The sequence below is a fragment of the Streptomyces sp. enrichment culture genome (assembly GCF_964272895.1).
Lineage (GTDB): Bacteria > Actinomycetota > Actinomycetes > Streptomycetales > Streptomycetaceae > Streptomyces.
Genome location: NZ_OZ186832.1, coordinates 4,555,004 through 4,579,346 on the forward strand (window position 1 = coordinate 4,555,004; position 24,343 = coordinate 4,579,346).

A 24,343-nucleotide genomic window follows, 5' to 3' on the forward strand; every position below is an offset into this window, starting at 1 on the left:
CGGCTCCCTGGCGCCCTACCTCTCCAGCGGGTCCAGCATCCCGAGCTGCGCCATCAGCCCCAGCCGGTCGTACTCCCACCAGCCCTCGACGACCTTCCCGTCACCGCCGCACCGGAAGACGGTCGTGCCGCTCATGGTGCATTCCCTGCCGGTGGGCGCGATCCCCAGGAAGTCGCCCTTGTGGGTGCCCTTCCAGAACCACCGCACACACACCTTGTCGCCCTCGGCGATCAGGTCCTCCACGGTGAACGCGAAGTCGAACCCCTCGCGCCACGTCGCCAGCTCGCGCCGCACGCCGTCCCGCCCGACGGTGTCCTGCTCCTTGGCCGGATCGTGGTCGTGGTAGTGCTCCGCGACCAGGTCGTCGAGCGGCGGGAGCTCGCCCGGCGTGCCCATCGTCTCCAGCAGCCGCCGCACCGTGGCCGCGTACAGCTGCTCGTCCCGTACGACGTCCAGGTCCGTGAACGTCGGCATCTCGTCGCAGATCGCCACCATCTCCCGGAAGACCCGGTCCGTCTCCGGAAGGTTCGAGTTCCGCATCGCCTCCTCGTACGACGGGAACTCCACGATCTCGATGAAGTGCGACGCGTCCGACCGGTCCTTGCCGATCAGGCTGTGCGTCGCCGTCCGCTTCCCCTTGGTCTGCTCGACCCACGTGTCCATCAGCCGGTTCATCTCGTCGAACCGGCTCGTCTTGCAGTCGATGATCTGTACGAACGTCATGGCGCCGCCTCCGACCCCCCTGGGGTCCGTCCGAACAGCACCATTCTTCCACCGACCGGCCCCCGCACGGCCCCTACTGCGGGCCGTACGTCCGCCCCGCTCGGGAGGACACCCCGCCCAGCAGCCCGCGGGGCACCACCTTCACCACACCCATCAGCGCCTTGTACCGCGGGTCCGGGATCGACACCGTCTTGCCGCGGGCCAGATCGGCCAGCGCCGTCGCGACCAGCTTGTCGGCGTCCAGCCACATCCAGCCGGGGATGTTGTCCGTGCCCATCCCGGCCCGCTGGTGGAACTCCGTGCGCACGAACCCCGGGCACAGCGCCATCAGCCGCACCCCGCTGCCCGCCAGGTCCCGCGCCACGCCCTGCGTGAACTGCACGACCCACGCCTTGGAGGCACCGTAGGTGCCGCGCGGCACGAACGCCGCCACCGAGGCCACGTTCACCACCCCGCCGCGCCCCCGCTCCCGCATCGCCTCCGCCGCCGCCGACGTCAGCCGCAGCACCGCCTCGCAGTGCACCTTCAGCATCCGCAGCTCGTCCTCCAGGGACACCTCCAGATAGCGGCCCTTGTTGCCGAACCCGGCGTTGTTGACCAGCAGGTCCACCGGCCGCTTCCGGTCCGACAGACGGTCCGCGACGGACTCGATCCCCTTGTCCGTCGCGAGATCCGCCACCAGCACCTCCGCCTCGATGCCGTGCCGGTCGTGCAGTTCGGTCGCCTGCTCGGCGAGCCGCTTGCCGTCCCGTGCCACCAGGACGAGGTCGTGTCCGTCCGCCGCCAGTCGCCGTGCGAAGGCGGCACCGATGCCCGCGGTCGATCCCGTAATCAGAGCCGTAGTCATGGCGCAAGGTTATGGCCCGCACCGAATGGATCCACCCCCGCACCGAATGGATCCACCCCCGCACCAACCGGATCCACCCGCGCACCGACCGGATTCCCCCGGCCCTCCACCGGCCGGGGACCTGGCCACCGGTGCCTTCGGGGGACCGGTCACCGGCACCTTCGGGGACCGGTCACCGGCCACCCTCAGTGGTCGTGGGCGTGCCCCGAGCCGGTCGCCGCGCGGCCGTTCCCCGCGGTCCGCCCCTTCTCCACCACCACGAACTGGCCCATCATTCCCTCGTCCTCGTGGTACAGCAGATGGCAGTGGTACATGTACGGCGTGTCCGGGTCGGCCGGCCCGGTGAAGCGCAGGGCCAGCTTCATGACCGTGCCGTGCGGCAGGAACACCGTGTCCTTGGGACCGCGCAGCGCCGGCGGCGGTGTCCGGCCGTTCACCTCCAGCACCCTGAACTGCACGTCATGCACATGGAAGTTGTGCGGCATGCCGTTGCCGTTGCGGACCGTCCACACCTCCGTCGTCCCGCGCGTGACCGTCTCGTCGACGCGTCCCATGTCCATCGGCCGCCCGTTGATCCCGGACCGTTTCAGATCGAAGTGCCGTCCGCGGACCGCGTCCGACCCGTCCGGCGTCTCCAACACGCCCAGCACCTGGGGCACTTCGGCCGAGGGCCGCAACCGGAGCGCGGCCCGCAGCTCCAGCACGTCGAAGGAGTCGTCGCCACCGGAGAACCGGCGCTGCCAGGCACTTCCGTAGTTGTCCTGCGGGAAGCTGCGCAGCATCACACGCTCACCGGCCCGCATCGGCACCACGATCTCGGCCCGCTCACCCGGCGACAACTGCACCCGTTCCAGGGCCGCCGGTCTCTCCAGCAGCCCGCCGTCGGTCGCGATCAGCGAGAAGGCGCGGTCGTCGGGGAAGCCGAAGGAGTAGGTGCGGGACGTCGAGGCGTTGAGCAGCCGCAGTCGTATCAGCTCGTCACCCACCTCGGCGTACGGCCGCAGGGTGCCGTTGACCATCGTCCGGTCGCCGAGGAAGCCCACGTTCTGCATGAGCCCGCGGTCGCCGTCGAGCCGGGCCCCGTCGAAGCGCACGTCCTGCACGATGACGGGCAGGTCGTCGACGCCGTAGCGCTGGGGCAGGTCGAGGCGTGCCGACCGCTCGTCGTCGAGGAGGAACAGGCCCGCCAGCCCCCTGCGTACATGCCGCTCGGTCGCCCCGTGCGGATGCGGGTGGTACCAGAGCGTGGCGGCCGGCTGGTCCACCGTCCAGTGCGGGGTCCAGGTGGCTCCGGGCGCGATCGGCTGGTGCGGGCCGCCGTCCATCCGCGCGGGCAGGTGCATGCCGTGCCAGTGCACGCTCGACGCCTCGTCGAGCCCGTTGTGTATGCGCACCCGCACCTTCTCGCCGCGCTGCGCGCGCAGCGTGGGGCCGAGATAGGAGCCGTTGAACCCCCAGGTCGGGGTCCGGCGTCCGGGCTCGAACTCCGTGTGCCCCGACCGCATGCGCAGGTCGAAGACGCGGGTGCCGTCACCGTCGAGCCGGGACGGCGCCAGCGGGGGTATCGCCAGCTCGTTGTCGAAGGGCGCGTCGCCGACCGTGCTGACGTCGGCGTCGGTCCACAGCCAGGTGAACAGGGTGCCTACGGCCAGCGCGATCACGGTGACGGCTGTGCCGAGGACGACGAGGATGCGCTTGAAACGGGACATGCCTGAAGCGTCCTCGACCGCCGCCCGCACCACATCGGGGAACGCCCCCACCCCATCCCCGACCCGGCCCCGGCCGCGCCCCCGGGGTTGTCCCCTAGGAGGTGTGCGGCGCGGGGGAGGAAACGTGACTGCGGGTCAGGCCGACTGCTGCGCCGTGTACTTCCGCGCGCTCGCGAGCAGCAGCGGGTGCAGTGCCTCGCCCGCCGCCAGCACCTGCGGCAGCAGATCCCGCCGGGTGGTCTCGGCCCGGAAGGCCAGCGCGACCGTCACCTCGTGGTCGGGCCGGTGCACGATCTCGACCGGGTCGCCGGCCCGGATCTCGCCCGGTTCGATCACCCGCAGATAGGCCCCGGGCGCCCCGCGCTCGGTGAACCGCTTCACCCACCGCTTCTCGCCCAGATGCGCCTGGAAGGTCCGGCACGGGATCCGGCCGCAGGTCACCTCCAGCACCACGTCGGGGCCTATGCGCCAGCGCTCGCCGATCAGCGCGCCGGAGACGTCGAGCCCGAGCGTGGTGAGGTTCTCGCCGAACGCGCCGTCGGCCAGCTTCCGCCCCAGCTCCCGCTCCCAGGCGTCCAGGTCCTCCCGCGCCACCGCGTACACGGCCTGGTCGTCACCGCCGTGGTGGCGCAGGTCGCACACGTCGTCGCCGGCCAGCCCGCTCGCGCCCACCCCCTGGGGGCCCGGCGCCGCCACCCGTACCGGTCCCTGGACCGGGCGCTTGTCGATGCCGGTCAGCCCCTCCGGCTGGTCGGTGTAGGGGACGGCCGTCGCACGGCCCAGGTTCACGGACAGAAGTCTCATGGCCGCACGGTAGCCGCGCAGGGTCAAAGCGTCGACGCATTATTCGCGTGCTCACCCAAGGACGCCTTATGCTCAAAGGGTGATCGAGGCCAGACATCTCCGTGTGCTGCGTGCCGTGGCCGCCACCGGCTCCTTCTCGGCGGCGGGACGCGAGCTGGGCTGCACCCAGCCCGCCGTCAGCCAGCAGATGAAGGCCCTGGAGGCGTCCGTCGGCACCCCGTTGCTGGTGCGCGGCGGGCGCGAGATGCGCCTGACGCAGGCCGGTGAGGCGCTGGTCCGGCACGCCGCCGGGATCCTCGCCGGACTCACCGCCGCCGAGGAGGAGGTCGCGGCCATCGCCGGGCTGCGCGCCGGCCGGGTCCGGCTGGTCTCCTTCCCCAGCGGCAGCTCCACCCTCGTCCCCACCGCCCTGGCCGCCCTGCGCGCCGCCCACCCCGGCACCCGCGTCTCCCTCGTGGAGGCCGAGCCGCCGCGGTCGGTGGAGATGCTGCGCGAGGGCGACTGCGACATCGCCCTCGCCTTCCGCTACGAGGGTGCCTCGGGCGTGCCGGAAGGAGAGTGGGAGGACCTTGTCGTACGGCCGCTGCTGACGGACCGTCTGGTCGGGCTCGTCCCGGAACGGCACCGCCTCGCGCGCGCGGGGACCGTCGCCATCGGGGAACTCGCCGACGAGCCCTGGATCGCGGGCTGCCCGCGCTGCCGCGGCCAGCTCGTCGAGGTCTGCGAGAGCGCGGGCTTCACGCCCCGCATCGACTTCGCCACCGACGACTACCCGGCCGTGGTCGGCCTGGTCGGCGCCGGTCTCGGCGTCGCCGTCCTGCCCCAGCTCGCCATCGAGTCCGTGCGCGCCCGGGGTGCCCGCGTGCTCACCCTGGAACCGGCGGTGCGCCGCGAGATCGTCGCTCTCACCCTGCCCGACCTCGCCCAGGTCCCCGCGGTCACGGCGACCCTGGACCAACTCGCGCGCGCGGCACGCCGCTAGACCTGGACGCCGGACGCGGAACGCTCCGGCACCCGGAGCCCCGGCACCCCCGCAAAGAAGCAAGGGCACGCGTGTGCGTGCCCTTCGCTCGGGTGCTTCTGCTGTTCTCCGGGCCCCTGCCGGGCCCTCCTGAAGAAACGTTCCTTCAGGTGTTCGACGCGGCATCGCCGCCGGAGGCCGAAGCCGTCACCAGACGATGACGTGCCCGGCCCATCAGTTCCTCGCGCTCGTCCTCGGTCAATCCGCCCCACACGCCGTACGGTTCGCGCACCGCCAGCGCGTGTGCCGCGCACTGCGCGCGGACCGGGCACCTCATGCAGACCTCCTTGGCCGAGTTCTCGCGAGCGCTCCGGGCCGCTCCGCGCTCGCCCTCGGGATGAAAGAAGAGCGAGCTGTCCACGCCGCGACAGGCAGCCAGCAGCTGCCAGTCCCACAGGTCCGCGTTCGGTCCGGGAAGGCGGGAGAAATCTGCCATTGCGTGACCCCTTGTAGCCGTTCTGAGCGGATACGGTGCCCACGACCGTACAACTACGATCTAAGGAGATGAAAATATGACTCATTGCGAATCTAGCCTCGGACACCAGCAAAAGGGAAGAAAATGGGCCGAATGGGGCATGGTTGTGATGAAACGTTGAGGGTCCGACGTCTATGTCTGCACCGTGTCCGCCCCCTCACGTAGAGTGCCGAAGATGGCAGACGGCCCCGTAACTCTTTCGAGTGACCGTCGTTGAGAGTGCGAGGCGGTTGAAAACACAAGCGCTCGGGCAGGCGTCCGAGACGGTCGACCGCACAGGTGACGATTCGTACCAGCCTGGAGGCTCAAGGTGACGCGCATCAGCTGCGGAGGGCGGCCATGACTTCCGTCCTCGTCTGCGACGACTCCCCGCTTGCCCGAGAGGCGCTCCGCCGCGCGGTCGCGACCGTGCCCGGTGTCGAGCGCGTGACGACGGCGGCCAACGGCGAGGAAGTCCTCCGCCGCTGGGGTGCCGACCGTTCGGACCTGATTCTGATGGACGTACGCATGCCCGGTCTGGGCGGCGTCGAGACCGTGCGGCGGCTGCTGTCCGCGGACCCCGGTGCGCGCATCATCATGCTCACCGTCGCGGAGGACCTGGACGGTGTCGCCCTCGCGGTCGCCGCGGGGGCGCGCGGCTATCTGCACAAGGACGCGTCCCGCGCGGAGCTGCGGGCGACCGTGACGCAGGCGCTGGCCGACCCGACCTGGCGGCTCGCCCCGCGCCGGCTGCGGTCGGCCGAGATGGGCGCGGCGCCGACGCTCACCGCGCGGGAGATCCAGGTGCTCGAAGGGATGAGCCACGGACGGTCCAACGCGGAGATCGGGCGGGAGCTGTTCCTCTCCGAGGACACGGTGAAGACTCACGCTCGGCGGCTGTTCAAGAAGCTGGGTGCGTCCGACCGGGCGCACGCGGTGGCGCTCGGCTTCCGATGGGGGCTCGTTCGCTGAGTGGTCCGGTGCGGCGAGTGGTCCGGCGCCACTCGTCTGCCCTCGTCCGTGGGTGGTCGCGTACGGGCCCGGTCCGGTCGATCGCGCAGTTCCCCGCGCCCCCGAGGGGCGCGGTGTGAACCGTCCCTCACAGGCGTGCTGCTCGTTTCGGCGCGGATGCCGCATCCTTGAGGTGTGGAGTTCCTCGGGGACGAGTCGGTCGAGCGGAAGGGGAGGGCGCAGGGGATGAGTTCCGGCGCACCTGCTCATAACGCTTCGGTGCACAACGACGGAGGCGGTGCCGCGGCCACTCCGGCCACAGGGCACCATGGACCGATGCGCGACGACGAGGCGACCCGTGCCCAAGGGGCGATCGGCGCACTCGTCCATCGTGCGGTCGACGGGGACGAGCAGGCCACGCACGACCTGCTCGCCCATGTCCACCCCCTGGCGCTGCGCTACTGCCGCACCCGGCTGTCCCGGCTGCCGGGCGACGCACGCCACTTCGTCGAGGATCTCGCCCAGGAGGTCTGCGTCGCCGTCCTGCTCGCGCTGCCGCGCTACCGGGACACCGGCCGCCCCTTCGAGGCATTCGTCTTCGCCATCGCCTCCCACAAGGTCGCCGACCTCCAGCGGGCCGCGATGCGCCACCCCGGCTCCACCGCCGTCCCCTCGGACGAGATGCCGGAGCGCCCCGACGACTCCCTCGGCCCCGAGGAGCGCGCGCTGCTCAGCAGCGACGCCGAATGGGCCAAGAAGCTGCTGGCCAACCTGCCCGAGAACCAGCGCGAGCTGCTTCTGCTGCGCATCGCCGTCGGCCTCACGGCCGAGGAGACGGGTCAGATGTTGGGAATGTCACCCGGCGCCGTCCGAGTGGCCCAGCACCGGGCGCTGAGCCGGCTGCGGGCCCTCGCCGAGCAGTAGCAGCGCAGCGGGGCGCCTTCGTTGAACAGGTGGCCGACGATGTCCGTAGAAACATACGAAGACCAGTACGGCCTCTGACCGTGGAATGAGACGGGTTCACTTCCCGTTAGCATGGACATCCGCACCGATCAAGGCCATTGGGGAAGGTGTCATGACTGCCAACGTCGACGGAGTGCCCGACAAATTCGCGACACTCGGGCTGACCTACGACGACGTGCTGCTGCTGCCGGGTGCATCCGAGGTGCTCCCCAACGCGGTCGACACCTCGTCCCGTATCAGCCGTAACGTCCGGGTCAACATCCCGCTCCTGTCCGCCGCCATGGACAAGGTCACCGAGTCGCGCATGGCGATCGCGATGGCCCGTCTGGGCGGCGTCGGCGTACTGCACCGCAATCTGTCCATCGAGGACCAGGTCAACCAGGTGGACCTGGTGAAGCGGTCCGAGTCGGGCATGGTCACCGACCCGATCACGGTGCACCCGGAGGCCACGCTCGGCGAGGCGGACGCGCTGTGCGCCAAGTTCCGCATCAGCGGTGTCCCCGTCACCGACCCGGCCGGCAAGCTGCTCGGCATCGTCACCAACCGTGACATGGCCTTCGAGACCGACCGCAGCCGCCAGGTGCGCGAGGTCATGACGCCGATGCCGCTGGTCACCGGCAAGGTCGGCATCTCCGGCCAGGAGGCCATGGAGCTGCTGCGGCGCCACAAGATCGAGAAGCTTCCGCTGGTCGACGACCAGGGTGTGCTCAAGGGCCTGATCACGGTCAAGGACTTCGTCAAGGCCGAGAAGTACCCCAACGCCGCGAAGGACGCCGAGGGCCGCCTCCTCGTCGGTGCCGCCGTCGGCGCCAGCCCCGAGGCGCTGGAGCGTGCCCAGGCGCTGGCCGGGGCCGGTGTGGACTTCCTGGTCGTGGACACCTCGCACGGCCACAACAGCAACGCCCTCAGCTGGATGGCGAAGATCAAGTCGGCCGTGAACGTCGACGTGATCGGCGGCAACATCGCCACCCGCGACGGCGCCCAGGCCCTGATCGACGCCGGTGTGGACGGCATCAAGGTCGGCGTCGGCCCCGGCTCCATCTGCACCACCCGTGTGGTGGCCGGCATCGGTGTCCCGCAGGTCACCGCGATCTACGAGGCCGCCCTCGCCGCCCGCCCCGCCGGCATCCCGGTGATCGGCGACGGCGGCCTGCAGTACTCCGGCGACATCGGCAAGGCGCTCGCCGCCGGCGCCGACACGGTCATGCTGGGCAGCCTCCTCGCGGGCTGCGAGGAGTCGCCGGGCGAGCTGCTGTTCATCAACGGCAAGCAGTTCAAGTCGTACCGCGGCATGGGTTCGCTGGGCGCCATGCAGTCGCGCGGCCAGGGCAGGTCGTACTCCAAGGACCGCTACTTCCAGGCCGAGGTCGCCTCGGACGACAAGCTGGTCCCCGAGGGCGTCGAGGGTCAGGTGCCCTACCGCGGTCCGCTGGCCAACGTGCTGCACCAGCTCGTCGGCGGTCTGCGCCAGACCATGGGCTACGTGGGCGCGGCCACCGTCGCGGAGATGGAGTCCAAGGGCCGCTTCGTCCGGATCACCGCGGCGGGCCTGAAGGAGAGCCACCCGCACGACATCCAGATGACGGTCGAGGCGCCGAACTACAGCAAGAAGTGACGCGAGAAGTGACGCACGCGCGCGCGTGAAGCGTGACAGGGCGGCTCCGGGGTGCTCCGGGGCCGCCCTTGTCGTACCCGTCGGCGATACTGGAAGACGCTGAAACGCATCAGGGAAAGGCCACACATCGTGACTGAGATCGAGATCGGGCGCGGCAAGCGCGGCCGCCGGGCGTACGCCTTCGACGACATCGCGGTCGTCCCCAGCCGCCGTACGCGGGACCCGAAGGAGGTCTCGATCGCCTGGCAGATCGACGCCTACCGCTTCGAGCTGCCGTTCCTGGCCGCCCCCATGGACTCGGTCGTCTCGCCGGCCACCGCGATCCGCATCGGCGAGCTCGGCGGCCTCGGCGTGCTCAACCTCGAGGGTCTGTGGACCCGCTACGAGGACCCGCAGCCGCTGCTGGACGAGATCGCCGAGCTGCCCGTGGAGACGGCCACCCGCCGCCTCCAGGAGATCTACGCCGCTCCGATCAAGGAGGAGCTGATCGGGCAGCGCCTGAAGGAGGTGCGGGACGCCGGTGTCGTCACCGCCGCCGCGCTCTCCCCGCAGCGCACCGCCCAGTTCTCCAAGGCCGTCGTGGACGCGGGCGTGGACATCTTCGTCATCCGCGGTACGACGGTGTCGGCGGAGCACGTCTCCGGTGCCGCCGAGCCGCTGAACCTGAAGCAGTTCATCTACGAGCTCGACGTCCCGGTCATCGTCGGTGGCTGCGCCACCTACACCGCGGCCCTGCACCTGATGCGCACGGGCGCGGCCGGCGTGCTGGTCGGCTTCGGCGGCGGCGCCGCGCACACCACGCGCAACGTGCTGGGCATCCAGGTCCCGATGGCCACGGCCGTGGCGGACGTGGCGGCGGCCCGCCGCGACTACATGGACGAGTCCGGCGGCCGGTACGTGCACGTGATCGCGGACGGCGGCGTGGGCTGGTCCGGCGACCTCCCCAAGGCCATCGCCTGCGGCGCGGACGCCGTGATGATGGGCTCCCCGCTCGCCCGTGCCACGGACGCGCCCGGCAAGGGCCACCACTGGGGCATGGAGGCGGTCAACGAGGAGCTGCCGCGTGGCAAGAAGGTCGACCTCGGCACGGTCGGCACCCTCGAGGAGGTCCTCACCGGCCCGTCGCACACCCCCGACGGCTCGATGAACTTCTTCGGCGCCCTGCGCCGCGCCATGGCCACCACCGGCTACAGCGAGCTCAAGGAGTTCCAGCGCGTCGAGGTGACGGTCGCGGACTCGCAGCACCGGCGCTGACCCACGCAACGCGAAAGGGCTCGTCCACAGGGTGTGGGCGAGCCCTTCGGCGTACGCGCGTGCTTACGCGGCGGCCTTCTTCGCGCCGGAGAAGGCGGCGACACCGCCGATGGCGAGGAAGAGGTAGTCCATCGCCTCGGCGGCCTCCTGCCACGCCTTGGTCAGGTCGGAGAAGTGGTCGAAGAAGACCGAGCTCGCCGAGGTGCCCGTCAGATCGGAGAGGATCATGGCGGCGCCGATGAGCTGGCCAAGGTAGACGGCGCCCACGGACAGCAGGGCGCTGACGAGGGGCAGGGCCGGGTTGGCACCGCCGACCTTGCCGGCCGCGAAGCCGACGAGGAAGCCGACACCGATGGCCGCGTACCCGATCTGCTTCTCGGTGCCGCCGATGATCGCGCCGTAGATGCCCGCAGTGACCAGCGCGGCGACGACCGCGACCACGATGCCGAGCGCCACGTTGCCGCTGCGCACGGGCGCGGGCGGGGGCGGCGGGAAGCCGCCCGCCTGCTGCGGGGCGCCGAAGGGGTTGCCGCCGCCGGGCTGCTGCCCGTACGGGGCCGCACCGACCGGCGGCTGCTGCCCGTAGGGGTGGGCGCCGGCCGGCGGCTGCTGGGCGTACGGGTTGCCGTCGGTGGGCGGCTGCGGCGGCATTGGCTGGGTCATGACAGGGATCCCCCCATGGGAACTGACGAGCGGCGTCCGCGCGGGCGTGCGGACGGGGACGCCGCACATTAACAGGTGCGACGGTTCGTGTCGCCAGTCGATTTCGGGGTACGGGGCACGCGCGGCGGTGGGGGCGCACGGTTGCGTTAGGGCCGAAGGCCGCGTCGAGCAGGGGTGTTGAGGCGCTGGTGTCCGCGTCCGGCGACCCGGTTCTCTGGGCCGCCCCCTTCGTGAGCGGCCGCCCCCACGAGACCTAGGGGCGGACACTCCGATCACTTCTCGGGAGCCTGCCGCAGAAGCCCCTGCCGTGGGCTCCACCTGCTTCGTACGGTACCGGCGCCCCGCCCTCGCGCCACCAGCCCCCGAGGCTCGCGGCGCTTGACGCGCCCCCGTCACAACCGATGCGCCGCCCCCGTGGGCGTCGCCCCCCGCGTGTCCAGCAGGAGCTGTGCCTTCACCGACAGGCCCTGGAGGTCGTAGGTGCGGTGGTGCTGGAGGAGGATCGTGAGGTCGGCGTCGGCGGCGGCCTCGTAGAGGGAGTCGGCGCGGGGGATCGGGCGGTCCAGGACCGTCCAGGAGGGGATGTGCGGGTCGTGGTAGCTGACGGCCGCGCCCAGGGACATCAGGCGGACGGCGATCTCGTGGGCCGGGGTGGCCTGCTGGTCGGCGAGGTCGGGTTTGTAGGTGACGCCCAGCAGGAGCACGCGGGCGCCGCGGGCCGACTTGCCGTGCTCGTTCAGGAGGGTCGCCGCGCGCTGGACGACGTAGCGCGGCATCTGTTCGTTGACCTGCTTGGCCAGTTCCACCATGCGCAGGCCGCGGCCGGAGCGGTCGGTGAGGTCCTGGGGGACGGTGTGGCCGCCGACGCCGGGGCCCGGGCGGAAGGACTGGAAGCCGAAAGGTTTGGTCTCCGCGCAGCGGATGACGTCCCACAGGTCGACGCCCAAGTCGTGGCAGAGGACGGCCATCTCGTTCACCAGGGCGATGTTGACGTGGCGGTAGGTGGTCTCCAGGAGGTGCACCGCCTCGGCCTCGCGCAGCCCGCGGGCGCGGACGACCTTGTCGGTGATGCGGCCGTAGAAGGCGGCGGCGGACTCGGTGCAGGCGGGGGTGAGGCCACCGATGACCTTGGGAGTGTTCGCGGGGGTGAACGCGCGGTTGCCGGGGTCCACCCGAGTGGGGGAGTAGGCGAGGTGGAAGTCGCGGCCGGCGCGCAGGCCGGAGCCCGTTTCGAGGAGGGGGAGAAGGAAGTCCTCGGTGGTGCCGGGCAGGACCGGGGACTCCAGGATGACGGTGGTGTGCGGGCGCAGGCGGGCCGCGAGGGTGCGGGCGGCCGTCTCCACCTGGGTCAGGTCGAGGCCGCCGTCGGCCGCGCGGGGGGTGGGGGCGCAGATGACCGCCGTGCGCACCCGGCCGAGTTCCGCGGGGTTGCCGGCCGGCCGGAAGCCCTCCGAGTGCATCCGGCGCAGTTCGGCGGGGCTGAGGGAACCGGCCTCGTCGGGCCCTGTGCGGTAGCCGACCGTGTGGATGCCGGCGGCGACGGCGGCCTGGGCCAGGGGCAGGCCGAGCGGGCCGAGTCCGATGACGGCGAGATCTGCGGGCATGGCGTGGGCCGTCCTTCCCAGTAACCGAAGCGGGACAGGTGCGCAAGCCCTGTGGACAGAACGAGCGAGCGCAATGTCAGACTAGGCGTAAATATGACCGATATGCCGCATTGTTTTCCTGTGTCGCCTTGCGAGGCGGTGGGGTTCGGGTCCAGGTCCGCCGGAGTTATCCACAGGTCGACCGTGCGTGGTGGCTGAAGTCGGGCAACCCGGTCAGAATTTGGGCAGGGGGGGTACGGACGGGGCTTCGCCCGACGGGTGCGGCCGGTGCGACCGATGAGCGGGAGGCAGCGGTGAGGACAGCGACACTGGGACCGGCGCAGCGCGCCGAGGCACTCGCGAGCATGGCCGAGCGCGAACTGGACCTGCTCGTCGTGGGCGGTGGCGTGGTCGGCGCGGGCACCGCGCTGGACGCCGTCACGCGCGGGCTGTCCACCGGACTGGTCGAGGCGCGGGACTGGGCGTCGGGCACGTCGAGCCGGTCCAGCAAGCTGATCCACGGCGGGCTGCGCTATCTGGAGATGCTCGACTTCGCGCTCGTCCGGGAGGCGCTGAAGGAGCGCGGGCTGCTGCTCGAGCGGCTCGCACCGCATCTGGTGAAGCCGGTGCCCTTCCTCTATCCGCTCCAGCACCAGGGCTGGGAGCGTCTGTACGCCGGGTCGGGCGTCGCCCTCTACGACGCCATGTCGATGGCCCGCGGGCACGGCCGGGGACTGCCGCTGCACCGGCACCTGACCCGGCGTCACGCCCTGCGGGTCGCGCCCTGCCTGAAGAAGGAGTCGCTGGTCGGGGCGTTGCAGTACTACGACGCCCAGATGGACGACGCCCGCTATGTGGCCACCTTGGTGCGCACCGCCGCGGCCTACGGCGCCCAGACCGCCAACCGCGCGCGGGTCACCGGCTTCCTGCGCGAGGGCGAGCGGGTGGTCGGCGCCCGTGTGCAGGACGTCGAGGCGGGCGGGGAGTACGAGATCCACGCCAAGCAGATCGTCAACGCCACCGGGGTGTGGACCGACGACACCCAGGCCATGGTGGGCGAACGCGGACAGTTCCACGTCCGAGCGTCCAAGGGCATCCACCTCGTCGTGCCCAAGGACCGCATCCACTCCACGACCGGGCTGATCCTGCGCACCGAGAAGTCCGTGCTGTTCGTCATCCCCTGGGGACGGCACTGGATCATCGGCACCACCGACACCGACTGGGACCTCGACAAGGCCCACCCGGCCGCCTCCAGCGCCGACATCGACTATCTGCTGGAGCATGTGAACTCCGTACTGGCCGTGCCGCTCACCCGCGACGACGTCGAGGGCGTCTACGCCGGTCTGCGCCCGCTGCTCGCGGGCGAGTCGGACGCCACCAGCAAGCTCTCGCGCGAGCACACCGTGGCCCACCCGGTGCCGGGCCTGGTCGTGGTGGCCGGCGGCAAGTACACGACGTACCGGGTGATGGCCAAGGACGCCGTGGACGAGGCGGTGCACGGCCTCGACCGGCGGGTCGCCGAATGCGTCACCGAGGACGTCCCGCTGGTCGGTGCGGAGGGCTACCGCGCGCTGTGGAACGCGCGAGCGCGTATCGCGGCCCGCTCCGGACTGCATGTGGCCCGCGTGGAGCACCTGCTCAACCGCTACGGCACCCTGACGGAGGAGCTGCTCGAACTCGTCGCCGCCGACCCCTCGTTGGGCGAGCCGTTGCAGGGCGCCGAGGACTACCTGCGCGCCGAGATCGTCTACGCCGCCTCGCACGAGGGGGCCCGCCATCTGGACGACGTCCTGACCCGGCGCACCCGGATCTCCATCGAGACCTTCGACCGCGGCACCCGCTGCGCCCGCGAGGCCGCCGAACTGATGGCACCGGTGCTCGGCTGGGACGAGGGCCAGATCGAACGGGAGGTGCAGCACTACGAGAAGCGGGTGGAGGCCGAGCGGGAGTCCCAGCGCCAGCCCGACGACCTGACCGCCGACGCGGCCCGGCTGGGGGCGCCGGACATCGTGCCGCTGTGACGGGACGTCCGTGGCCACCCGGCTGAGCGGACCCCCTGCGGGACCTGGTCGCCGGGGATCCACACGCCGTCGCCGGGGATCCACACGCCGTCACGCGCCCGTGTCGGAGGGGAGATCCGGCCCGTGCCGGAACGGGAGATTCAGCACGCTCCGGGACACCGCGGCACCGACGGGCCACCAGGTGCCCCCGAGGCACTGGGCACTTGTCGGGTGAGGGACAATGGAGCCTCTGTCAGGGCGGGTTGCACGAGGGGACGCATGTCGGAGGCGGAGCGGGCGGGGACATCCCGTCAGGACAAGAGCGCACGTCTCCTCGCCGGGCGGTACCGGCTGGGAGATGTGCTCGGCCGCGGCGGCATGGGCACGGTGTGGCGCGCGGAGGACGAGACCCTCGGCCGCACGGTCGCCGTCAAGGAGCTGCGGTTCCCGTCGAACATCGACGAGGAGGAGAAGCGCCGGCTGATCACGCGGACGCTGCGCGAGGCGAAGGCCATCGCCCGGATCCGCAACAACAGCGCGGTGACGGTCTACGACGTGGTCGACGAGGACGACCGGCCGTGGATCGTGATGGAGCTCGTCGAGGGCAAGTCGCTCGCCGAGGTCATCCGCGAGGACGGCCTGCTGGAACCGAAGCGCGCCGCCGAGGTCGGCCTCGCCATCCTCGACGTGCTGCGCTCCGCGCACCGCGAGGGCATCCTGCACCGCGATGTGAAGCCGTCCAACGTACTGATCGCCGATGACGGCCGCGTGGTGCTCACCGACTTCGGCATCGCGCAGGTGGAGGGCGATCCGTCCATCACCTCCACCGGCATGCTCGTCGGCGCGCCCTCCTACATCTCGCCCGAGCGCGCCCGCGGCCACAAGCCGGGCCCCGCGGCCGACCTGTGGTCGCTCGGCGGACTGCTGTACGCCGCGGTGGAGGGGGTGCCGCCGTACGACAAGGGCTCGGCGATCGCCACGCTCACCGCGGTGATGACCGAACCGCTGGACGAGCCGAAGAACGCGGGGCCGCTCGCGGACGTCATCCGCGGGCTGCTCACCAAGGACCCGGCCGAGCGGCTCGACGACGCCGGCGCGCGGGCCATGCTCAACGCCGTGATCCACGCGCCGGACCCCGCCGAGGAGCCGGAGCCGCTGGAGGCGACGCGGGTCGTGCCGCTGCCGGCCCAGCCGGCCGGGCGCGCGGCCGGTGGCGGCCGGGGCGAGGAGGCCGCCGAGCGGCTGCGCGGGGCGCTGCGCTCGGTGCGCAAGGCCGCGGCGTCGGCGGGGGCGGCCACCACGGCGGCCGCGACGCGCGCCAGGTCCGGGACCGAGGGGACCACCGCGGCCCCGAGCGGGGCGCCGGCGACGTCCGCCGCGGCCACGGCCGGGGCTCCGCGTACGGGGGCGGCCGGTACCGCGGGCGGCCGTGACACCGCCGCCGGGGCCGGTTCCGGCTGGCCCGTCGTGCCGCCGCCGGACCTGCCGCCGCGTCCGGTGCGCCGGGCGCCGCTGACGGACGTGGTGCCCAGGCGCACGCTGGTGATCATCGCGGTGGCCGTCCTCGTCGCCGTGCTCGGCATCGTGCTGGCGCTGACGCTCGGCGGCGACGAGAAGGACTCGGCGAAGCCCGGCGGCGGGACCGGCACCGCGGCCGGGGCCACCCCGAGCGCCGACACCAAGCAGGACGACGAGGACGGCACGCGTCCGGACGGCTCGTCGTCGGCCGACCAGGGCACGACGCCCACCGCGAGCGGCGGGAGCACGCCGGGCGGCGGGGCGGCCGGGAAGGACGCGACGAACGGGACCGGGAGCGGGGCCGGTTCCGGTGCGGAGGCCGGAACCGGGGCCGGCAAGGACGGTGCCGCCCCCGTGGTCCGTACGCACCGGGGCGGACAGGGCTACTCCATCGGGCTGCCCAAGGGCTGGAGGTTCCAGACCAGCGGTGACGCCGGGGACCGTTTCGTCGGGCCCGACGGGCAGAAGCTGCTCATCGGCTGGACCAGCACGCCCAAGGACGACCCGGTCGCCGACTGGCGCAACCAGGAGCGGTTCATGGTGCGTTCGCAGTACCAGCGCATCCGCATAGAAGCGGTGGGCTACCGCGGCTGGAACACGGCCGACTGGGAGTTCACCTACACCGAGGGCGGCACGAAGTACCGCACGATCGACCGCGGGTTCGTCGTCGACGACGACCAGGGCTACGCGCTGATGTACACGGCGAAGGCCGCCAAGTGGCACGGTGAGCTGCGCAAGGACACCTGGCGGACGCTGACGAAGACGTTCCGGCCGAAGGACTGACCCGGATGGGACGAGGGGAGTAGGGGCCAGATCTCCCATCCCCTCGGTGCGGGTTGCCTCCGGCACGTATCGTGAGTGCTTGCGAACCGTACGCATCCGGAACGGGACGCCAGACGAACGGAATTGACCAGCCGGGCCGCCGGGGGAGGCAACGTGGACGACTATGCGGGACGGGTGCTGGCCGACCGCTACCGCCTGCCGCTGCCACCCGCCGACGAGTACGAACTCACCGAGACCCGCGCCTTCGACACTTACAGCGGGCAGGAAGTCCTGGTCCGGCAGGTGCCCTTGCCCGAGGTCGTCGAGGCGGAGGTGCTCGACGCGGAGGGGCTGCCCGAGGGGTTCACCGCACGGGACCGCGACCGCGGCGCCCGGCGGCCGAACACGCCCGGCAGCGTGCGCAGGCCCGCGGATCCGGCGGTGCGACGGGCCGTGGAGGCCGCGCAGGCCGCGGCGGCGATCCCCGACCATCCCCGGCTGGACCAGGTCTTCGACGTGTTCGCCGAGGGCGGTTCGCTGTGGGTGGTCAGCGAGTTGGTGGCCGCGCGGCCGCTGGCGGCGCTGCTCGCCGAGCGGCCGCTGACGCCGTACCGGGCCGCCGAGGTCGCCTCCGATGTGCTCATGGCCCTGCGGGTGCTGCACGCCCACGGCTGGGTGCACCGCAACATCACCGCCCGCACCGTGCTGGTCTGCGACGACGGCCGCGTCATGCTCACCGGCCTCGCGGTCGGGGCGGCGGAGGAGGCGCTGTGCGGATACGACCCGGTACCGGCACCGGAGGACACCGAGGAGCCGCACGGCGGTGACGGGGGCTACGGGGCTTCCGGGGCCGGGGGTGCGACGGTGCCCTCCGGCCGGGCCGCGGTGCCTCCCGGCAGGACCGCCGCAGTGCCCCCCGGCGCCGCGGTGCCTCCCGGCGGGACCATAGGACTCCGCGGGGACGCCGCCGGGGACGCCGAGGCCGCGCGGCGGGCCGCCATCGAGGCGCGCGGTGCCGGCAGGCTGCCCGCAGCCCAGGGCGGGACCGGGGGCCCGATGGCGCCGGAGGGATCCGGGCGCCGGGCGCTGGAGAGCGGCGGCGCCGACGACGTACGCGCCGCCCGCGCCGGGGCCATCGCCGCCTACCGGGAGGGGGCACGCGCCGCGGCCCGCGGCCAGGAGCTCCAGGACCGCCCGCACAGCTCACCACCGGGCCGGATAGCCGACCCCTACGGGGTGCACGGTCTCGCGCCCCGACCGGGCACGTCGGCGACCGGCGTGGGCCGGCAGGCCGCCCTCCCGCCCATGGGACACGGGCAGGCGGAGCCGCAGGCCGCGGAAGGCCCCGGCGGTCCGGTCCCGTCCGTCGGACCGGGCCGGTGGGACGATCTTCCCGGCGCCGCCCGCCGCGGGCCCGCCACCGCGCTCGCCGCCGAGCGGGCACGGCAGGCGCGGATGGCCGTGGTGGGCCCGGTGACGGAGCGCTGGGCCCCGGAGCAGGCCGGGCCGGTGCACGAGAACTGGCAGCTCGCCGCGCCCATCGGCCCGGCGACCGACCTCTGGGCGCTGGGCGCGCTGCTCTTCCGGGCCGTACAGGGGCATGCGCCCTACCCGGAGGACTCGACGGCCGAGCTGGTGCAGATGGTGTGCGCGGAGCCGCCGGCGTTCGCCGAGGAGTGCGGGCCGCTGCGGCCGGTCGTGGAGTCGCTGCTGCGTCAGGACCCCACCGAGCGCATCGACTTCGAGGAGCTGCGCGGCTGGCTGCGCTCGCTCGTGCGGTCCGCGCCCGAGCCGGAGGCCGGCCTGCACGTGGTCGCCACGCCGCCGGTGGACCCGGGGCGGTTGCCGATCGTGCGCCGGCGCGGGGAACTGGTGCGCAGGCGGCGCGCCGGGCTGCCGACACCGCACGGACGGCACAAGCGGGCCCGGCAGCAGGAGCAGCGGCACAGACCGGCACGGCAGCGGGAACGGCAGCGGGAACGGCAGCGGCCGGAACGGCTCACGCACGAGCGGCCCGAGCCGGAGCGGTACAACCCCGCCCGCTCGGCGGAGCGTTCGCCGCGCAGCCTGGGCCGCACGCTGCTGGTGGCGGTGCTGCTGGCGATGGCCGCGGCGATCGCGTACGCCATGCTCTTCATGCCCAAGGCCGACGAGGCCGGCTCGGGCGGCGCACCCGGCGCGGACCGTACCGGTGCCGCCGGCCAGGCCGGGCAGGTACCCGAGCGCACCCCGTCCGCCAGCAGCGAGCCGCGCCCCGAACAGACCACACCTGGCGGCAACGACCCCTCCGAGTCCTCGGGTTCGACCGAGACGCAGACCACCGGCCCCGAGGTCGCCGACGGTTTCACCCTGCGCTCCGACGAGGCCGGTTTCCGGGTGGCCGTCGCCGACGGCTGGGACCGCGCCCCGCGCAACGGCCGCGGACAGGTGCGCTACACGCACGGCGCCTTCGAGCTGATCGTCGTGCCCGGACGGGACTCGACGGCGGAGTTCGGCTCGGACCCGATGGTCTACCAGCGGGAGCGCGAACCGGAGTTGCAGCCCTACCGCGACTCCAGCTGGGCCACCGCCACCGGCCTGAAGACCATCTCGGTCGGCGCGCGGACCATGGCCGAGGGCCAGTTCACCTGGACCGCCGGCGACGGCCGCGAGCTGTTCGTGCGCAATGCGGCGATCCTCCACGACGGCCGCTACCACGTGGTGCAGGTGCGGGGCCCCGAGGCCGAACGGGACGAGGTGACACGGCTGTACGAGCAGGCGGCCGCTACTTACCAGGCGACGGGCGGCTGAATCGGGGAGGGCCGTTTCGGTTCCCTTCCGTCACGCAAAGCGACAACCGTCACAGTGCGGTATCCGAGCGGCCCCGCGTGTTCCCCGTCAGGTCACCGGTCCTTACCCTGACCCTGTCAATATCAAAGCGGGGCAACGTGAATCAGATGCAGGGCCAGCTCATTGCGGACCGTTACCGCCTGGCCGAATCGATCGGCCGGGGTGGCATGGGCCGGGTCTGGCGGGCACAGGACGAGGTGCTGAACCGGACCGTCGCCGTCAAGGAACTGACGGCCGCTCTCTACGTCTCGGAGAGCGACCTGGCCGTCCTGCTGGCGCGGACCCGGGCCGAGGCGCGGGCGGCCGCGCGGATCAACCACTCGGCCGTCGTCACCGTGCACGACGTGCTGGAGCACGACGGCCGCCCGTGGATCGTGATGGAGCTGGTCGAAGGGCGTTCGCTCGCCGACGCGGTCAAGGAGGAGGGCCGCATCGAGCCCGCGGAGGCGGCCCGCATCGGTCTGTGGGTGCTGCGCGCGCTGCGTGCCGCGCACGGCGCCGGCGTCCTGCACCGGGACGTCAAGCCCGGCAACGTCCTGCTCGGCAGCGAAGGCCGGGTGCTGCTCACCGACTTCGGCATCGCCCAGATCGAGGGCGACTCCACCATCACCCGCACCGGAGAGGTCGTCGGCTCCGTCGACTACCTCGCCCCGGAGCGGGTGCGCGGCCACGACCCCGGCCCCGCCTCGGACCTGTGGGCGCTCGGCGCGACGCTGTACACCGCGGTGGAGGGCCGCTCGCCGTTCCGCCGCACCTCGCCCATCTCCACCATGCAGGCCGTCGTCGAGGAGGAGGCCGACCGGCCGGTCAACGCCGGTGCGCTCGCACCCGTGATCGACGCCCTGCTGCGCAAGGATCCGGCCAGTCGTCCGGCCGTCGCGGAGGCCGAGCGGATGCTGATGGAGGCGGCCGAGGGCAGAGTCCCGACCGCGACCCAGGCGTACGTCCCGGCGCAGGCGGGTCCGCCGCAGGAGGGGGCCGTCGCCTCGCCCACGTCGTCGACGACGCCGTATCCGCAGATGCACGGCGGTCCTACGCCGCCCAGGCGTCCGCGCCGGCGACGCACCCTCGCCCTCGTGGTCGTCCTGGCCGCGCTGATCGGCGGCGGCACCGCGGTGGGCATCCAGCAGTGGCGGGAGCGGGATGCCGCCGTCCGGAGCGAGTCCACGCCCCCTCGGCGGCAGAACCCCGCCACCCTGCCCGACGGCTGGGTGCGCCGCGACGACCCGTACGGCTTCAGCATCGCGCTGCCCGGACCGGAGTGGCGGCGCACGGAGTTCGACAAGGCCACCGGTCAGGTCGACTACTCGCCCGACGGCGGCGAGCACTTCTTCCGGATCGCCGTCGACCCCGACCCCCACTTCGACGACCCGTACGAGCACCAGCGCGACCTGGAGGAGCAGGTGGACGGGCTCCAGGACTACCGGCGCATCGGCATGCGCAGGATCACCTTCCGCGACCGTCCCGGCGCGCTGTGGGAGTACACCTGGACCGCGCGGAACAGCGACGACGTCACGACCGCGCCGGGTCCGCGGCGCGCGATCGACCAGATGTACATCTCCCGCGACGGCGTCGAGTACGCCCTCTACGCCTCTGCCCCGGCCGCGGACTGGCCGACGATGCGCAAGCAGTTCGACATCCTGCTGCGCAGCTGGCGCCCCGGCTCCTCCTGACGCGCCCCGGCTCCTCCCGACGCGCCCCGGCTCCTCCTGACAAACGCCCCGGCTCCTCCCGACGAACGCCCGCCTCCACCGTCGGTTGTCGGCCAACCGCGCGCCCGCGCCCCGGAGGGCGCTGCTCCGGCTGGGGCATCATGGGGCGCATGGGGACCGAGGGGGCTGGCGGGCGGGTGATCGCGGGCCGGTACCGGCTGGAGACGGTGCTCGGTCGCGGCGGCATGGGCGTGGTGTGGCGCGCCACCGACCAACTGCTGGGCCGGCCGGTCGCGGTGAAGGAACTCGCCCTCGACGACTCGCTCTCCGCGGACGAGCGCCGCCGCCGGCGCGAGCGCACGCTGCGGGAGGCGCGCGCGGTCGCCCAGTTGCGGCATCCGCACGTCATCGTCGTCCACGACGTCGTCGAGCACGACGAACGGCCCTATCTGGTGATGGAGTTCATCGACGGGGCCTCGCTCGCCGACCGGATCGCCGGGCGCGGGCCCGTCGACGCGCACGAGGCCGCCCGGATCGGCGTCGCCCTGCTGGGCGCCCTGCGCACCGCGCACGCGGCCGGGGTGCTGCACCGCGACCTCAAACCCGCCAATGTGCTGGTGGAGAACGGCTCCGGCCGGGTCGTCCTGACCGACTTCGGGGTCGCCCAGGTCACCGGCACCACCACCCTCACCGAGTCCGGCTCCTTCGTCGGCTCGCCCGAGTACACCGCGCCCGAGCGCATGTCCGGCTCCGGCACCGGGGCCGCGTCCGACCTGTGGTCGCTGGGCGCGCTGCTGTGCGCGGCGGTGAGCGGCGAGTCGCCGTTCCGGCGCGAGTCGCTCGGCGCGGTGGTCCACGCGGTGCTCTCCGACGATCTGCGGCTGCCGGTCCAGGCGGGGCCGCTGCTGCCCGTCGTACGGGGGCTGCTGGAGCGCGATCCGCAGCGGCGGCTGGACGCGGCGGACGCCGAGCGGATGCTGCGCGGCTTCCTGGACACCGGCCGCACCCCGCAGCCGCAGCCGGAGCAGCGGCCGGGGCGGGGCGGCCGGCTGGCGGTCGCGCTGCTGGTGGCGGCGATGGCGGCGGCCGGTCTGTCGGCGGCGGCGCTGCTGGTCAACGGCGGCGGGGACGGCGAACGGCCACCGGCACCCACGCCGTCGACCTCGGTGAGCACCCCTCAGATCACGCCCAGCGCGCCCGCGTCGAGCCGACCTACCCGTATAAACGGGAGATAGGCGACCCCTCGGGTCACGGGTCTGTGACCGCGCCTGCGGTCAAGTGGCTGCGGAGCCGCCCGGCGCGATATGCATGACCTCATGAGCAACAACGGGGGAGCCCGCTACGGGGCCGACGAGCCGACGAGTTTCGGTCTGCAACCGCCGCAACCGCCGCAGGCGCGGCAACCCTCCGCGGGTGTGCCGCAGCCCGGCAACCCGTACGCGGCGCCCACCCAGGTCGTCCCGCAGCAGCAGGCCGCCCCCGATCCGGGCGCCGGGCGGCTGATCGCAGGCCGTTACCGGCTGCTCTCCAAGCTGGGGCACGGCGGCATGGGCACGGTGTGGCGGGCCAAGGACGAGACGGTGGACCGTGAGGTCGCGGTCAAGGAACCCCGCGTCCCCGACCACCTTCCCGAGCGGGAACGGGCCAACGCCTTCGAGCGGATGCGCCGCGAGGCCCGCGCCGCGGCCCGCCTCGACCATCCGGCGGTCGTCAACGTCCATGACGTCGCCGTCGTCGAGGGCCAGCCCTGGATCGTCATGGAGCTGGTGCAGGGACGTTCTCTCGGCGCCGCCCTCCAGGAGGGCACGCTCAGCGCCCGCGAGGCCGCCAAGGTCGGCCTGGAGGTGCTCGGCGCGCTGGAGGCGGCGCACGCGGCCGGCATCCTGCACCGGGACGTCAAGCCGGACAACGTCCTGCTGGGCCGGCACGGCCGGGTCGTCCTCACCGACTTCGGCATCGCCCAGATCGAGGGCGAGACCAACCTGACCGACACCGGCGGCTTCGTCGGCTCCCCGGAGTACATCGCGCCCGAGCGGGTGCTGGGCCAGCGCCCCGGCCCCGCCTCCGACCTCTGGTCGCTCGGCGTGGTGCTGTACGCGGCGACCGAGGGCGTCTCGCCGTTCCGCCGCAGCAACACCCCGGCCACGCTCCAGTCCGTCCTCAACGCCACGCCCGCGCCGCCCGCCGCGGCGCAGGGGCCGCTGGCCGACGTCATCAACGGCCTCCTCCGCAAGGACCCGGCCCACCGGCCCGACGCCGCGCAGGTGCGTGCGCTGCTGGAGCAGGCCGCCAACCCGCCCGCCCCGGCGCCCACGCAGGTCGTGCGGGCCGAGGGCGGCGGCGGCCGGGGCGGCGTCCGGCTCGGCCGCAAGGCGCTGCTCGGGATCGGCGCGACCGTGGTCGCGGGTGCGGTGGCGGCGTACCTGGTCGTCGCGGACCCCTTCGCGGGCCCGCTGCCCGAGGGCTGGACGACGCGCGACCTCGGGACGACGGTCGGTGCGAGCGTCGCGGTGCCCGAGAGCTTCGAGAAGGTGCCGGCCGAGGACGACTCCGACGGGACCTTCGCCTCGTACACCGACCCGAGCGGTGCCGTGTGGGTCAGCGTGAACCGCGACATCAAGAAGGACGACGTCAACGGCGAGATCCCCGACTCCGCCTCGGGCCGGGCCCACGACGAGTGGGAGACGATCAGGGACGGCGAGTACACCTGGGACGTCTCGGACAAGCCCGCTCCCCGGGGCGGCCCGAAGGACACCACGTTCCAGGGCAAGGACGCCGCCGAGAACACCGTCCGCTACACCACGTCCGACAGCACCGCGCCGCTCCAGCGCGAGGCACGGCTGCTGTACTACAAGGCCGAGAACGGCGACATGTACCGGCTGTGGATCGACTACCCGGCGAAGGGCCACTTCGCCGAGGACGGCCGGGAGATCGCCGAGATCGCCGTCGACTCCCTGGACATCAAGAACCCCTGACCGTCCCTTCGACAACTCGC

General features: G+C 72.8%; 18 protein-coding genes. 11 read left to right on the forward strand and 7 right to left on the reverse strand.

Annotated elements, in window-relative coordinates:
• Positions 1 to 15 precede the first annotated feature (15 nt).
• The 4 genes from ACSU6M_RS20790 to ACSU6M_RS20805 form a co-directional block, all read right to left on the reverse strand.
• Complete coding sequence (locus ACSU6M_RS20790; protein WP_437071256.1) at positions 16 to 723, reverse strand: ester cyclase; 708 nt, start codon at positions 721 to 723, stop codon at positions 16 to 18.
• Between the two features lie 73 nt (positions 724 to 796).
• Positions 797 to 1,570 (reverse strand): SDR family NAD(P)-dependent oxidoreductase, encoded by a 774-nt coding sequence (locus tag ACSU6M_RS20795; protein ID WP_437071258.1) that lies wholly within the window; start codon positions 1,568 to 1,570, stop codon positions 797 to 799.
• A gap of 185 nt (positions 1,571 to 1,755) precedes the next feature.
• Entirely contained in the window at positions 1,756 to 3,279 is a 1,524-nt protein-coding gene (locus ACSU6M_RS20800) for a multicopper oxidase family protein (RefSeq protein ID WP_437071260.1), read from the reverse strand.
• 135 nt (positions 3,280 to 3,414) lie between these two features.
• Positions 3,415 to 4,083, reverse strand: a complete 669-nt coding sequence (locus ACSU6M_RS20805) for an MOSC domain-containing protein (protein WP_437071262.1) — start codon at positions 4,081 to 4,083, stop codon at positions 3,415 to 3,417.
• A 79-nt stretch (positions 4,084 to 4,162) separates the two neighbouring features.
• On the opposite strand from ACSU6M_RS20805, the gene ACSU6M_RS20810 reads away from it, so the two are divergent.
• Positions 4,163 to 5,065 carry a LysR family transcriptional regulator gene (locus ACSU6M_RS20810; protein WP_437071264.1) on the forward strand — a complete coding sequence of 301 codons (903 nt, stop codon included), beginning with the start codon at positions 4,163 to 4,165 and terminating at the stop codon, positions 5,063 to 5,065.
• Between the two features lie 145 nt (positions 5,066 to 5,210).
• Here the strand turns inward: ACSU6M_RS20810 and ACSU6M_RS20815 are convergent, their stop codons facing one another.
• Positions 5,211 to 5,540, reverse strand: coding sequence for a WhiB family transcriptional regulator (locus ACSU6M_RS20815; RefSeq protein WP_437071266.1), 330 nt, complete (start codon positions 5,538 to 5,540; stop codon positions 5,211 to 5,213).
• Positions 5,541 to 5,918: 378 nt separating this feature from the next.
• On the opposite strand from ACSU6M_RS20815, the gene ACSU6M_RS20820 reads away from it, so the two are divergent.
• The 4 genes from ACSU6M_RS20820 to ACSU6M_RS20835 all read left to right on the forward strand — a co-directional run bounded on the left by ACSU6M_RS20820 (position 5,919) and on the right by ACSU6M_RS20835 (position 10,341).
• Positions 5,919 to 6,530, forward strand: a complete 612-nt coding sequence (locus ACSU6M_RS20820; RefSeq protein ID WP_003948568.1) for a response regulator transcription factor — start codon at positions 5,919 to 5,921, stop codon at positions 6,528 to 6,530.
• A 315-nt stretch (positions 6,531 to 6,845) separates the two neighbouring features.
• Entirely contained in the window at positions 6,846 to 7,433 is a 588-nt protein-coding gene (locus tag ACSU6M_RS20825) for a sigma-70 family RNA polymerase sigma factor (RefSeq protein ID WP_437071268.1), read from the forward strand.
• Positions 7,434 to 7,584: 151 nt separating this feature from the next.
• Positions 7,585 to 9,087: an IMP dehydrogenase gene (guaB, locus tag ACSU6M_RS20830; protein ID WP_437071269.1), complete on the forward strand. Its 1,503-nt coding sequence runs from the start codon at positions 7,585 to 7,587 to the stop codon at positions 9,085 to 9,087.
• A 129-nt stretch (positions 9,088 to 9,216) separates the two neighbouring features.
• A complete protein-coding gene (locus ACSU6M_RS20835; RefSeq protein ID WP_437071271.1) occupies positions 9,217 to 10,341 on the forward strand; it encodes a GuaB3 family IMP dehydrogenase-related protein in 1,125 nt (374 codons plus the stop codon).
• Between the two features lie 63 nt (positions 10,342 to 10,404).
• Here the strand turns inward: ACSU6M_RS20835 and ACSU6M_RS20840 are convergent, their stop codons facing one another.
• Both ACSU6M_RS20840 and ACSU6M_RS20845 read right to left on the reverse strand, forming a co-directional pair.
• Positions 10,405 to 11,004 (reverse strand): hypothetical protein, encoded by a 600-nt coding sequence (locus tag ACSU6M_RS20840; protein ID WP_437071272.1) that lies wholly within the window; start codon positions 11,002 to 11,004, stop codon positions 10,405 to 10,407.
• Between the two features lie 392 nt (positions 11,005 to 11,396).
• Positions 11,397 to 12,608: a nucleotide sugar dehydrogenase gene (locus ACSU6M_RS20845; protein ID WP_437071273.1), complete on the reverse strand. Its 1,212-nt coding sequence runs from the start codon at positions 12,606 to 12,608 to the stop codon at positions 11,397 to 11,399.
• Between the two features lie 293 nt (positions 12,609 to 12,901).
• On the opposite strand from ACSU6M_RS20845, the gene ACSU6M_RS20850 reads away from it, so the two are divergent.
• The 6 genes from ACSU6M_RS20850 to ACSU6M_RS20875 all read left to right on the forward strand — a co-directional run bounded on the left by ACSU6M_RS20850 (position 12,902) and on the right by ACSU6M_RS20875 (position 24,323).
• Positions 12,902 to 14,608: a glycerol-3-phosphate dehydrogenase/oxidase gene (locus ACSU6M_RS20850; RefSeq protein WP_437071275.1), complete on the forward strand. Its 1,707-nt coding sequence runs from the start codon at positions 12,902 to 12,904 to the stop codon at positions 14,606 to 14,608.
• Between the two features lie 258 nt (positions 14,609 to 14,866).
• On the forward strand, positions 14,867 to 16,888 hold the full coding sequence (locus ACSU6M_RS20855) for a serine/threonine-protein kinase (RefSeq protein ID WP_437071277.1): 2,022 nt from the start codon (positions 14,867 to 14,869) through the stop codon (positions 16,886 to 16,888).
• Positions 16,889 to 17,041: 153 nt separating this feature from the next.
• Positions 17,042 to 19,657 carry a protein kinase gene (locus ACSU6M_RS20860; RefSeq protein WP_437071278.1) on the forward strand — a complete coding sequence of 872 codons (2,616 nt, stop codon included), beginning with the start codon at positions 17,042 to 17,044 and terminating at the stop codon, positions 19,655 to 19,657.
• A 146-nt stretch (positions 19,658 to 19,803) separates the two neighbouring features.
• Positions 19,804 to 21,369 carry a serine/threonine-protein kinase gene (locus ACSU6M_RS20865; RefSeq protein WP_437071280.1) on the forward strand — a complete coding sequence of 522 codons (1,566 nt, stop codon included), beginning with the start codon at positions 19,804 to 19,806 and terminating at the stop codon, positions 21,367 to 21,369.
• A 149-nt stretch (positions 21,370 to 21,518) separates the two neighbouring features.
• Positions 21,519 to 22,583, forward strand: coding sequence for a serine/threonine-protein kinase (locus ACSU6M_RS20870; RefSeq protein WP_437071282.1), 1,065 nt, complete (start codon positions 21,519 to 21,521; stop codon positions 22,581 to 22,583).
• An 81-nt stretch (positions 22,584 to 22,664) separates the two neighbouring features.
• The gene (locus ACSU6M_RS20875) at positions 22,665 to 24,323 is read left to right on the forward strand and encodes a serine/threonine-protein kinase (RefSeq protein ID WP_437071284.1); all 1,659 of its coding nucleotides are present in this window, start codon (positions 22,665 to 22,667) and stop codon (positions 24,321 to 24,323) included.
• Positions 24,324 to 24,343: the final 20 nt, after the last annotated feature.